The sequence below is a fragment of the Shewanella inventionis genome (assembly GCF_014641855.1).
Lineage (GTDB): Bacteria > Pseudomonadota > Gammaproteobacteria > Enterobacterales > Shewanellaceae > Shewanella > Shewanella inventionis.
This window is the reverse complement of sequence record NZ_BMII01000017.1, coordinates 76,432-89,435: the sequence shown is the minus strand read 5'-3', so window position 1 is coordinate 89,435 and position 13,004 is coordinate 76,432. Positions and strand designations below refer to the sequence as shown.

General features: G+C 42.7%; 11 protein-coding genes. 7 read left to right on the top strand and 4 right to left on the bottom strand.

Annotated features, from left to right (window positions below; genetic code table 11):
- Positions 1-27 precede the first annotated feature (27 nt).
- The 4 genes from IEW93_RS11475 to IEW93_RS11460 are packed head-to-tail and all read right to left on the bottom strand — an operon-like array spanning position 28 to position 3,552.
- The gene (locus tag IEW93_RS11475; protein WP_188739461.1) at positions 28-981 is read right to left on the bottom strand and encodes a D-2-hydroxyacid dehydrogenase; all 954 of its coding nucleotides are present in this window, start codon (positions 979-981) and stop codon (positions 28-30) included.
- 45 nt (positions 982-1,026) lie between these two features.
- Positions 1,027-1,800 (bottom strand): co-chaperone DjlA, encoded by a 774-nt coding sequence (gene djlA / locus IEW93_RS11470; protein ID WP_188739460.1) that lies wholly within the window; start codon positions 1,798-1,800, stop codon positions 1,027-1,029.
- 31 nt (positions 1,801-1,831) lie between these two features.
- Positions 1,832-2,518, bottom strand: coding sequence for an N-acetylmuramate alpha-1-phosphate uridylyltransferase MurU (gene murU, locus IEW93_RS11465; protein ID WP_188739459.1), 687 nt, complete (start codon positions 2,516-2,518; stop codon positions 1,832-1,834).
- Positions 2,515-3,552 carry an aminoglycoside phosphotransferase family protein gene (locus IEW93_RS11460; RefSeq protein ID WP_188739458.1) on the bottom strand — a complete coding sequence of 346 codons (1,038 nt, stop codon included), beginning with the start codon at positions 3,550-3,552 and terminating at the stop codon, positions 2,515-2,517. Before IEW93_RS11460 ends, murU begins: the two co-directional genes overlap by 4 nt.
- Before the next feature lie 144 nt (positions 3,553-3,696).
- Here IEW93_RS11460 and lptD point away from each other — a divergent pair, with 144 nt between their 5' ends.
- The 7 genes from lptD to IEW93_RS11425 all read left to right on the top strand — a co-directional run bounded on the left by lptD (position 3,697) and on the right by IEW93_RS11425 (position 12,791).
- The gene (lptD, locus tag IEW93_RS11455; RefSeq protein ID WP_188739457.1) at positions 3,697-5,997 is read left to right on the top strand and encodes an LPS assembly protein LptD; all 2,301 of its coding nucleotides are present in this window, start codon (positions 3,697-3,699) and stop codon (positions 5,995-5,997) included.
- Positions 5,998-6,141: 144 nt separating this feature from the next.
- Entirely contained in the window at positions 6,142-7,449 is a 1,308-nt protein-coding gene (surA, locus tag IEW93_RS11450) for a peptidylprolyl isomerase SurA (protein ID WP_188739456.1), read from the top strand.
- A 9-nt stretch (positions 7,450-7,458) separates the two neighbouring features.
- Entirely contained in the window at positions 7,459-8,442 is a 984-nt protein-coding gene (pdxA, locus tag IEW93_RS11445; protein ID WP_188739455.1) for a 4-hydroxythreonine-4-phosphate dehydrogenase PdxA, read from the top strand.
- Positions 8,443-8,451: 9 nt separating this feature from the next.
- Positions 8,452-9,258 carry a 16S rRNA (adenine(1518)-N(6)/adenine(1519)-N(6))-dimethyltransferase RsmA gene (gene rsmA / locus IEW93_RS11440; protein ID WP_188739454.1) on the top strand — a complete coding sequence of 269 codons (807 nt, stop codon included), beginning with the start codon at positions 8,452-8,454 and terminating at the stop codon, positions 9,256-9,258.
- 54 nt (positions 9,259-9,312) lie between these two features.
- Entirely contained in the window at positions 9,313-9,693 is a 381-nt protein-coding gene (gene apaG / locus IEW93_RS11435; RefSeq protein WP_223418736.1) for a Co2+/Mg2+ efflux facilitator ApaG/CorD, read from the top strand.
- A 3-nt stretch (positions 9,694-9,696) separates the two neighbouring features.
- Positions 9,697-10,515: a symmetrical bis(5'-nucleosyl)-tetraphosphatase gene (locus IEW93_RS11430; protein ID WP_188739452.1), complete on the top strand. Its 819-nt coding sequence runs from the start codon at positions 9,697-9,699 to the stop codon at positions 10,513-10,515.
- A gap of 254 nt (positions 10,516-10,769) precedes the next feature.
- Positions 10,770-12,791: a methyl-accepting chemotaxis protein gene (locus IEW93_RS11425; protein WP_188739451.1), complete on the top strand. Its 2,022-nt coding sequence runs from the start codon at positions 10,770-10,772 to the stop codon at positions 12,789-12,791.
- Positions 12,792-13,004 lie beyond the last annotated feature (213 nt).

The window sequence follows — 13,004 nt, the reverse complement described above, 5'->3', positions numbered from 1 at the left end:
AATCATTGCGGCTTTTTATTGCGTAAGTCAACCGTTTACACAATTAACCACATCCTCCAGCAGGAACTGCTTAATATTATTAACGGCAATGTTGAGCAGGTTTTGTCTTGCTTGTAATGTTGCCCAGGCGATGTGCGGCGTAATGGTGATATTGGCGGCACTTAATAACGGATTGTTTGGGCTTGGCGGCTCAGTTGATAACACATCAACAGCAGCAAAGCCGTTATTTTGATTTAGCCATTGTGCTAAATCGGCTTCGTTAATTAAATCGCCGCGAGCGGTGTTCACCAATAAACACCCCGCCTTAAGCAAGGCCAAACTGTCACGGTTTATCATGTATTTGGTGGCTGCCGTGAGCGGGCAATGCAGCGAAATAATGTCTGCTTGTTTAAGAAGAGTATCGCGCTCACACCACTGAATAGCAGGGGGGAGATCCGTTTTAGGCTTGGCACTGGTCACCAACACCTTCATTCCAAATGCGGCACCTAAATTAGCCACTTGCTGGCCAATATCACCATAACCCACAACCCCTAGGGTAAGTCCTTTTAGCGACGTTAACGGCGATAAGGTAAAGCAAAAGTCACGATTGCGGCTCCACTGCCCTGCTTTTACCGCTTGGTCGTGCAATGAAACCTGTTGATGGTGATGTAAAATATGGGCAAACACCATTTGCGCCACAGCATCTGGGCCGTAAGCGGGAATATTAGTGACGCAAATACCATGTTGACTGGCACAAGCAATGTCGACAACATTGGTCCCTGTTGCTAATACGCCAATATATTTGAGTTGCGATAATTGGCTGAGTATTTGTGCATTTAACACGGTTTTATTGGTTAATACTATTTGTGCATCCTGGCAGCGCGCCACCACCTCATCTGCTAGGGTATGATCGTAAATAGCACACTCACCAAGTGACTGTAACCCTTGCCAATCTAAATCGCCCGGGTTGAGCGTATAACCGTCTAATACTACTATTTTCATTTATGGCTTAGCCTCTATTAAACATCAATTACTGCACCCTTAGATTTAGCGCATTCCCCGAGCCGTTTTAATGCGCTCATAGGCGGCTTGAATGTCTTGTGCTTTGGTTTTGGCAAGCGCCATCATTTCTTCTGGTAGCCCTTTAGCCACTAACTTATCAGGGTGATGCTCATTCATTAATTTACGATAAGCCCGCTTAATGTCTTGATCAGATGCCGAATCAGCAAGTCCTAACATCACATAAGCATCAGTCAGTGGCATTTTATTGCCCTGTGGCGATTGATGGTGGCTAAACTCAGCTTGCCAGCGCGCTAGCAGCGCATCAAGTTGCGATGCCATACCCAGTTTGTTGGCAATAGTCGATAAGATTTGTTTCTCATTAGCGTGCAGTTCGCCGTCTGATAGCGCGGTCTGAATTTGAATTTCTAAAAACATTTGCGCTAATTCAGCACGACCTTGAGTGACGTGACGAAATTGCTCTAACTGCTTAGCTAAATCAAAGTCAGCCTGGCGCCCTTGCCTAAAGGCTTGTTGAGCATCAAGGCGCGATTGGCCCGATAACTTCATCTGATCCATCAGCATGGTGGCAATACGAATGTCGTTTTCAGTCACCCGGCCCGACGCTTTAGCAACATGGCCCATTACAGCAAAAGTCGCGTTAAAGAACATCGCCTGACGTTCACTACCCTGGCGTATTAATGATGATAACCCCTGACGTTTGTCGTACAAATGCCCCAGCCACAAGCCTAAAAACGCACCAAAAATACGGCCAAACATAAAGCCAATAATAAACCCAAAAACTTTGCCCCAAATGCGCATTTTACCTTCCGCGATGTCTATTTTGTCATTGTTAAACTAAAGCCTGTAATCGACGCTCTAGCTGCTCAAGTCTTGCTAACGTGCCCACGTCACACCAATACGTATTAAAATAGGCACCTTTGACTTGCTGTTTAGATATTGCCTCTTTTAGTAAAGGCCCAAGAGCTTGCTTACCTGCTGGTACAGGGTTAAAAAATTGAGGATGATAAACACCTATTCCTGAAAAAGTCAGCTTTTGGCTATCATTCACACTCAGTGTAGAGGCTGCATCAACCGAAAAATCTCCCTGAGGATGATGCTCAGGATTGTCAACTAACCACAAAAAAGCGGCTGCATGCCCCTGGCTAACTTGCTCAACAGCCCAGTTAAGATTACCTGGTAACGTATCAATAAAAATATCACCATTAATCACTAAGAAAGGATCGGTTCCTAGCAAAGGGAGTGCTTGTTTTATCCCACCTGCGGTTTCTAATGCTTCGGTTTCGCCACTGTAGTGGATTGTAATCCCCCAACGCTGGCCATCACCTAGCACTTGTGGCAATTTATGCCCTAACCAAGCGTGATTAATCACTACCTCTTTAACACCTAATTGTGCAAGTTTTTCAAGGTGATATTCAATGAGTGGTTTGCCTGCTACATTCACTAATGGTTTGGGTAACGTATCTGTCAGTGGACGCAAACGCTCACCTCGCCCTGCGGCTAAAATCATTGCTTTCACAGCGCGCCCTCTTTATCACAAGCAGAATGTTCACCAGCTTGCTTAACCAGTGGCACAATAATTCGCTTTACCCATGCACTAAACGCTTTAATTTGAGGATAATCAGCTCCTATATCGACGATATATTGCAAGGTTAACGGAATATCGGCCAAATAGCCGCGCTTACCATCACGATGATATAAACGCGCAAAAATACCGGCTGCTTTAATGTGTCGCTGCAAGCCCATTAAATCAAACCATTGTTGATAAGTAGTAAAATCAACGTGTTGGTCAATCAATTGCTGTGATTTAAGCTGCTTAAAATGATACTGCATTAATTCATGCACCAACTCAGCTGGCCAACGAACATAACAATCTCGCAGTAATGACACCGCATCGTAGGTAATGGGGCCTAGCACAGCATCTTGAAAATCAATCACGGCCAGAGCTTCGCCATTGAGCAATAAATTACGACTGTGGTAATCACGATGCATGCCAACTTTAGGCTGAGAGAGCGCACTTTGCGTTAATGCCTCAAACGTGGCGTTAATCATTTGCTGCTCATGGTCCGAAAGCGTGTAATCTAAGTGGGTATTTACCAGCCAATCAACAAATATTGCCAGTTCACGTTGCACAAACGCTGCATCATAATCTGTTAACGGACCTAGCTCTGTATGAGTGACTCTTGCGATAGTCGGTAGCAAACTGAGTGCCTGTTTATAATAGTCAGCGACATTATGTTGATTAAGTACAGATAATAGTTGCTGCTCACCGACATCCGTTTGCAACACAAAGCCTTGTTCGTAACAGGTGGCCAGTACTTCTGGCACCAACAGCCCAGCCGTTTGATACGCCTTTGCTATCGCGACAAATGGCGCAACTGGCACCAGTTCGATAGGTGAGTCTGACACAATATAATGCTTGCCCAGATGCTCAATACGAAAATAACGACGGAAACTGGCGTCACCACAAATCAACTTGGCAGTTACCTGCCCTGCAAAATATTGATTTAACCAGTGGCTTAAGGCGATAAATCTTGTGTCAGATAAACTCATCTCAATGGCTCTTCACGAAAAATTGCTTTATTATAGCCAGCATAACATTTGGAAACAGCTAAAGAATTGAATGTTTTGTTTAGCTGAGTATCTTTTTCTCTCCAAACTTTTTTCTGAATACGAAATCATAAATTATTGACAACAATGCAGATCCGTTATTTTCTGGCATTATGCCTACTCCCCAATATCGTTCTAGCTGAAGAAGCAGAAACGACCGAACTGCCAACATCGCAATGCGTTGTTGAGCCTCCGGTTTCCCGTTCATTTGAAGACAGAGCTGCATTAACCGGTATTGATGATAATCAAATTGTGATTATTAGTGATTATTCCAACGCTGCATTTAACGACAAAGCCCAATTTACTGGTGATGTGAGTTTTAGTCAGGGGCAACGCCATATTGCAGCCGACAGTGCCGTGTTAGATCAAAAAAACCAACGATTAAATGCTGACGGAAACCTCATTTTTAAAGATGAGTTATTCACCGTCACGGCACAGTCCCTTGAAGCTCAAATGAGCACCAATAGTGCCACATTAGAAAAAACCCAATACTGGCTCCATGGCCAACAAGTGCACGGAGATGCCAGTAAATTACAAATTACCTCTGAAAACAATTTACTGCTAACCAAAACCAATTTTACTACCTGCCCCCCCGGGGATGAATCGTGGCTGCTAGAAGCAGACATGATAAAAATCGACAGTACTGAAGAATGGGGTGAAATTTGGAATGCAAAATTAAGAATAGCCGACGTGCCTATACTGTACATTCCTTACATGACTGTACCGGTATCAGACAAACGTAAAAGCGGTTTTTTGTTTCCTAGCTTCAGCACTAGTACCACCAACGGTATTGAAGTCAGCACCCCTTATTACTGGAACATAGCGCCAGAATACGACTTAACCTTTAACCCTATTTTTATGTCTTCACGCGGCCTGTATACCAAAACAGAATTTCGTTATCTGGCGGGCGAGCAACAAAGCGGACAGTTTAACGTAGAATATTTAGACAGTGATGATAATTCAGACTCTAATGCCAATCGTTATCTTTACCACTGGAGCCACTCGGGTGCAATTAACAAAAACTGGCGGGTACGATCAGATTTTACTGATGTCTCTGACAATAATTACTTTAACGATTTAGACTCGGACGTTAATCAGTCTACAGACAACCAGCTATCGCGGATTGGCGAAGCCAGTTACTTTGAGCGTAACTGGGATTTCAACATGCGAGTTCAAGACATTAAAGTGCTTGGCGAAGATGAAAAACCCTATCAGGTCATGCCGCAATTAAACTTTAATTATCGTACATCGGATATTATCGACTCTATCGATTTTAAATTTAATTCAGAACTCACCAACTTCAGCCATCAAGATAACGAGTACAACACAGCAACACGAGTGCATATGGTACCGAGTTTACTTTGGCCTATTCAAGGCCCTGCTGGGTCATTCACCAGCGAAGTCAAACTAATGCAAACTCAGTATTGGCAGCAAAACCTTGATGAGGATGCAACACTAGACGATTCAGTTAGCCGAACAATCCCCCAGGCTCGTCTTCACGGCCAGGTAAACTTCGAACGTGCTACGCAACTGTTTGACAGTCAATATCGCCAAACGTTAGAACCGCAAGTGCAATATCTTTATGTGGGATACGATGACCAATCAAACATTGGAATCTACGACACTGCAGAACTACAAGAAGATTACTATGGCTTGTTTCGTGATAGACAATACTCTGGACTTGACCGTATAGCAGATGCCAATCAATTTACCTTAGGTTTTACCACTCGGTTATTTGACGATAATAATCGAGAACAATTTAAGTTCAGTGTTGGCCAGATTATGTATTTAGAATCCTCTAAAGTCACACTAGATGACACCTTTGCTGAAACCTCACCGTCTACCTCTGTACTTGCTGCTGAGTTAGATGCGCAATTATACAACGACTGGTTTATCAGTGGGTCTGTTCAACACGACACAGAAACAGGTGAAAACAAGAAAAATGAAGTCACATTAGATTTTCGTCCAAGCAATGACAAACTATTACAGTTAAGTTATCGTTACGTGCCTGATTTATTGAATACCAACACCAATGATCAGGTCGATATTTCTCAAGCTGGTCTCAGAACATCTTGGCCACTTAGCGACAGCTTATATTTTGTGGGCAACTACTATTACGATCTTAACGAGTCTCGTAATATTGAAACCTACACAGGTGTGCAATACGAAGCATGCTGCTGGGCAGTTCGTCTCAGTTATCATTACCGTATAAAAACCAATTATGACGATGATTTATCTGATTCAGACATCACTAGTGAAGAGTTCGAAAGCGGTGTATACCTTAACTTTGTGATCAAGGGGTTAGGTGGCTCAGGTCCATTAGGCGTCGCAGACATGCTAAACGAAGGGTTATTTAACTATCGTAAGCCACTTTACTTGAGGAATTAGTTATCTTTTATGATAGATTGCTGAACCTAGCGATAAACTCATAGTCCAATAACAACAAACATACTGTTGAGTATGAAATAGTAACCTTATTTTGGCGATAAATTGCCAGTTTATATTGAATCGAATGTGCCAAGGATTTTGTGGATGAAACACAGTAAAAAAATGATTTTTGCGTTACTTGCACTGGCAATGAGCCAAACCAGTATTGCAGCACCAGTGCCATTAGACAGAGTATCAGTCCAAATTAATGATGGTATTATTCTCGAAAGTGAAATCAAAAATATGATTACCACGGTCAGAGCTAACGCAAAAGCGGCTAATCAAACTCTGCCATCAGATCAAGCGCTTCGCACACAGGTGATCGAACGTCTTATTTTAACCCATTTACAGATGCAAATGGCTGAACGCATTGGTTTACAGATCGGTGACTTACAACTTGATCAAACCATTGAAAACATCGCTAAAGAACAGAAAATAACGGTAGCTCAAATGCAACAAGCTATCGAAAGCGAAGGCAGTAGCTTTAGCCAATATCGTGAACAACTACGTCAGGAGATCACTTTAGGTGAAATACAACGTATTCAAGTTCAACGTCGTATTCAAGTTTCACCACAAGAAATCAATGGCCTGGTTAAACTCATCGAAGAGCAAGGTCTAAAAAATGTTGAATTCCAAATTGGCCACATCTTAATTGAGATCCCAAACGAACCAAACAGTGAGCAATTAGAAAACGCCAGCCGTCGCGCCGAAATCGTATTGAAGCGCCTTAATGCAGGTGATGACTTCCGCAGTACTGCGATTGCATCCTCATCGGGCCCTAAAGCCCTTGAAGGCGGTATTTGGGATTTTATGAACATCAATGAAATGCCAACCTTGTTTGCCGAAGTGGTAGGCGGGGCTAAAAAAGGCGACATTATTGGCCCAATCAAATCTGGTTCTGGTTTTCATATTATTAAAGTCATGGACACTCGTGGCCTGCAAGTACAAGAAGTCTCAGAAGTTAAATCTCGCCATATTTTGTTAAAACCGTCACCGATTTTATCGGAAGAGCGTGCTAAAGCCATGCTAGATAACTTTTTAATTCAAATACGCAATGGCGAAGCCGACTTTGCTAAGTTAGCCAAACAGTATTCTGAAGATCCTGGTTCAGGCGCTAAAGGCGGTGATCTAGGCTGGGCAGACCCAACGATTTATGTGCCTGAGTTCTCACAAACGTTGGCAAACCTAGATGAAGGGCAAATCAGTGAGCCATTTCGTACCACTCATGGTTGGCACATTGTACAACTTGAGTCGCGTCGCAAAACCGATGCAACAGATCAATTTAACAGCAATAGAGCACATCAGTTAATTTTCCGTCGTAAATTTAACGAAGAATTACAAAACTGGTTAGATGAAATGCGCTCTGAAGCCTATATTGAAATTATTGACCCTATAGAAACACAAAGAGGTTAAGCAAGCTCAATGACTAAACGTATTGCCATTACTCCAGGTGAACCAGCAAGCATTGGTCCAGACTTAGTCATCAAACTCGCTCAGCAGGCTTGGCCTGCTGAGTTAGTTGTTTGTGCTGATCCAAATTTGTTAATGAGCAGAGCCAAATTACTTGGTTTACCTCTACAGCTCAAACCTTATCAGCCTTCGCAAGCACCAACACCGCAAGAAGCAGGCACCTTAACCATAGTGCCATTTGCATTAGCAGAGCCTGCTGAATGTGGCGTATTAAACGAGGCTAACAGTGCCTATGTTGTTGATACGTTACGCTACGCTGGCGAAAAAAATATGTCTAATGAGTTTGATGCCGTTGTCACTGGTCCTGTTCATAAAGGCATTATTAATCAAGCAGGTATTCCCTTTAGTGGCCATACCGAATTTTTTGCATTACAGGCAAACTGTGCTGATGTCGTGATGATGCTAGCCACCCCTGGTTTACAAGTGGCATTAATGACCACACACATTCCATTGGCCTATGTGTCTAAAGCCATTACTCGCGACAGACTTCATCATATTATCAGTATTTTACATCGTGAACTGGTCAGCAAGTTTGGTCTAGGCTCACCTAAAATCTATGTGTGTGGACTCAACCCCCATGCAGGAGAAGACGGCCATTTAGGCCGTGAAGAAATTGATACCATTATCCCCGCGCTAAACGAGCTACGAGAGCAAGGAATGGATATTGTTGGCCCATTGCCAGCCGATACACTATTTCAGCCTAAGTACCTTGAACAAGCAGACGTGGTGTTAGCCATGTATCATGACCAAGGATTACCTGTGCTTAAATCATTAGGATTTGGCAAGTCGGTCAATATCACCTTAGGTTTACCTTATATTCGCACATCAGTTGACCATGGTACCGCACTCGAACTTGCTGGTACCGGCAAAGCGGATAGCGGCAGTTTTACCTGTGCATTAAACAAAGCCATTGAGTTGGCTTCTAAAAGTAAGTAACCCATTTTAATGAGTAATAAAGTACATTTAGGCCATACGGCCAGAAAACGTTTTGGACAGAACTTCCTTACCGATGAAGGTGTTATAAGCAGTATTGTCGGTGCAATTGCCCCCGATAACGATCATGTGATGATTGAAATTGGGCCGGGGCTTGGTGCATTAACCGAGCCAGTTGCCGATATGGTTGATAACCTCAGTGTTGTAGAGTTAGACCGCGACCTGGTAGAGCGTTTACAGCAACACCCAATCCTCAAAGATAAACTGACAATTAATCAAGGTGATGCACTGCAGTTTGATTTTTCAACGCTGCAGCAACCCGGCAAAAAAATGAAAGTGTTTGGTAACTTACCTTATAACATTTCAACGCCGTTGATGTTCCATTTGTTTGAGTTTGCTGAACAAATTGAAACAATGCACTTTATGCTACAAAAAGAAGTGGTACTTCGTTTATCAGCGAGTCCAGGCACTAAAGCTTACGGCCGCTTAACCGTTATGGCCCAATACTTCTGCCAAGTGGTTCCAGTACTTGAGGTACCACCACACTGCTTTACTCCACCACCCAAAGTGGATTCTGCAGTGGTACGTTTATTGCCATATGAAGTTAAACCTTGGCCATGTAAAGATGTCAATGTGTTACGCCACCTGTGCTCCACGGCATTCAGTATGCGTCGTAAAACATTGAGAAATAACCTTAAAGCCTTGCTGTCAGATGATGATTTTAACGCATTAAATATCGACTCCAGCATGCGGCCAGAACAAATCAGTGTTCCACAATATGTCGCAATGGCTAATTTACTGTGTGACAACAAAAAGTAATAATAAGGGCATGCCAATACGAGCATGCCCTTTTGTTTTAAGACAGGATGTGAAATGAGCCAAGTCGAATCATCGATAAAAGTCAAAGTCGACACCCAATACCTAGAACAGCAATCTCATGCTGCTGATAATAAATACCTGTTTAGTTATACCATCACTATCATCAATTTAGGTGACAGCAATGTCACACTTAAAGACAGACATTGGATAATTACCGATGCAAATGGCAAAGAAAGCGAAGTAAAAGGCCCTGGCGTTGTTGGCGAAACGCCCACCATTAGCCCCAACACTGCCTATCAATATTCAAGTGGTACTGTCATGGAAACCCCAGTTGGGTTTATGCACGGTTTTTATGGAATGGAAGATGCTAAAGGTAAGCGCTTTTTAGCGTCTATCCCTGCGTTTCGATTAGCGGTTCCAGGGATACTGCAATAAGTTATGGCACATTATTTTGTAGGTGATGTTCAAGGGTGCTTTGCAGAACTCAGTCTACTCTTACAAAAAGTAGACTTTAACCCTTCAACAGATGAATTATGGGCTGTAGGCGATCTCATCGCCAGAGGGAGCGAATCCTTAGCGACACTGCGTTTTTTTAAATCTTTAGACAACTCAGCCAAAATCGTACTAGGTAATCATGATCTGCATTTGCTGGCACTTCATGGCAAATTAAAGCGCCCCAACCCACAAGATAATTTAGCTGAATTACTCAATGCATCAGATATTAATTCACTCACTGATTGGATAAGGCAACAGCCTTTAGTGAGAACGCTGCCAGAGCACAATATCATTATGACGCACGCAGGGGTGCCGCCACAGTGGGATGTCAGTACCCTATTGCAAGAAGCAGAACAAGTCAGTACCGCCCTGCAACAACATGACTACTTAACAGCTTTAATAGCAAAAATGTATACCGAAGATTCACAGCAATGGTCTAGCGACTTAGCAGGCATTGATAGACTACGGTACTGCATTAACGCTTTAACCAGAATGCGTTTCCTTTACCCTGATGGACGCCTAGATTTTAAATGTAAAACACCACCACAACAGCAAGCCCATGCAAGTTTAAAACCTTGGTTTGAATTTCCGTCACGGTGCGCGCCTAAAAACACACTGGTTTTTGGCCACTGGGCCGCATTGATGGGGCAAACAAATCACCCCCATTACATGGCACTCGATACAGGCTGCTGCTGGGGAGAACACCTGACATTATGGCATCTTGAAAAGAATGAAAAAATTACCCAAAAAAGGTTGATTTAACGTTAAACTAAAGTAGCAATTTGCCGATAATAATAACAATCGTATTGATTATCTAACGATGCCGCATAAGCTCGAAGTACCCTATAAATAAACGAGATCTTAAACAGCAGCGCAAGTAGCAACCCATAACACGATAAACATACCGTTGAGAAGTGATGAAACAAACCTGAGTAACATCATTTCGCTGATAAACTGATATCAAAATCACATTCAGAACTAACGCCAGGATCAAATAATAATAGTCGGAGTATCGTATGAAAATTAATGTAGCGACCAGGGTTATTGGTGGTTTCACCGTAGTAACCCTGTTACTTGTGGTCCTTGGGATAGTTACTCTACTCAGTAACAACAGTATCAAAGATGGCACCACCACGCTTAAAACGGTCAGCTTACCCGCACTAGAAGCCACCAGTATTTTGAGTGAAAACCTAAGCACCCAGCAAATTGAAGCCATGCTTGCTTACTACAGTACGCACTCATCTAAAATTCCAGCCATCGAAAAAAAGCTATCAGAACTCAATAACAGCTTTAAAAATGACTTAACTCGTTTAAGTAATTTGGTGAGTCAACAAACTCAACTTGCCTCACCTTTAAACGGGTTAACGAAAAGTTATAACGTTTATGAAGCCAGCGAAACCGCCATGCTTAACGAAAGAGAAAGCGCGCTTAGCTTGCAAGAACAGTTATTAAAAATGCGCAGTAATTTAGAAAATGCCGCAGACGACTCATCGTCTATTTTACTTGACGTAATAGATTTAGAAACAAGCGAAGATGACACAGAACGCAGTTTAGCCGCTTCGGCAAGCCTAGTTGATGGTACCCTGATAAATATTATTACCACTATTTACGATTTAGTCGCCGCCACAGAGCAAAGTAAATATGACCTTATCATTAAAGAACTTGATTATATGGTCAGTGAAGCAAAAACTAAAATTGATTACATAAACCGTCAAGGTACCGGCGTTATTAGTCAATCTATATTAGAAGACTTATCAAACGAGAGCAGCAAAGTATTTACATTGCTCGAGGGTGGTAGCTCCATTTTGTCACTAAAACAGCAACAGCTTAATCACGAGTTTGCCGCAGCTAAACTGTTTAATGAAACACAAATCGCTGCAAAAGATGTCAATATGAAGATGACAATGCTCGCAAAATCAATTGACACATTTACCGCAGAAATCAGCTCACAAGCACTCAATATTATCGATTCAGCATTCTATAAAACCCTAGGTGTAGTGCTGTTTGCAATCGTTGTTGCCATTGTGGTGAGCATTGCTGTTATTACCCCATTAACCAAATCTTTAGAAAAAGTGAACCAAGCACTTAATGTATTAGCGTCAGGTGATTTAACTCATAAATTAGATGACTCTGGTCATGATGAATTTGCCGAACTCGCAAAAAACTGCAACCGTTTAGTCGACAGTTTACGAAGCTTAATTGTGGGTATTGTTGACAGGGCAAATCAACTGGCTGCTGCCGCAGAACAAACCTCAGCGATTACGTCACAAACAACAATCGGTATTCAAGAGCAAAAAAGCCAAGTTGACCAAGTTGCTACTGCAACAACACAATTAAGCTCCAGCGCTCAACAGGTGTCAATGAGTGCAGACCAAGCTTTAAATGAAATCAAACAGGCCGACCAAGAAGCCCAACACATGCGCTCACTTGCAGAAGAAAGCAAGAACACCATTCTGGCATTGGCAGAAGAAGTCGCCAAAGCAGGCATTGTTATTAATAAAGTTCATTCTGACAGCGCCTCTATCGGTTCAATCCTTGACGTGATCAGAGGCATCGCAGACCAAACAAATCTATTAGCCCTTAATGCCGCCATTGAAGCAGCAAGAGCGGGTGAGCAAGGTCGAGGCTTCGCTGTTGTTGCCGATGAAGTACGCAACCTTGCGTCACGCACTCAACACTCTACCCGTGAAATTCAGCAAATGATTGAAGTTCTGCAGGTAGGCACGCAAGAAGCCGTAGCCGTCATGGAGTTTGGGCGTACGCAGGCAAGCAGTTGCGTAGAGAAAAACGAGCAAGCCAACCTCGCTTTAGAAACCATCAGCAAATCTGTTCATAGAGCCTACGACTCTGGTAACCATATTGCTCAAGCAGCTCAAGAGCAAAACATTGTCAGCCAGCAGGTTTCTGAAAAACTAGAACACATTGCATCTATTTCTGAAGAAACAGCCACTGGGGCGGATCAAACAGCACAGTCTAGCCACCAGGTTGCAATGCTTGCTGAAGAGCTACAAGCCTCTGTACGTGAGTTTAAAGTGTAACGCACGTGTGCTACAGACTCTTTTTTTAAAGCTCCTTAGGGGGCTTTTTATTTTATATCAATCAGCTATCTCTGGTCATTTCCCTGATTGGTATTAACATCAATCAGCACGATAATGTGATCATTTTCCTGATTGGGATAATGAGAAAAAGGCAAAAAAATACCGATAAACATTTATCGGTATTTTTATTTACTCAATCAAAAAATCTAACGA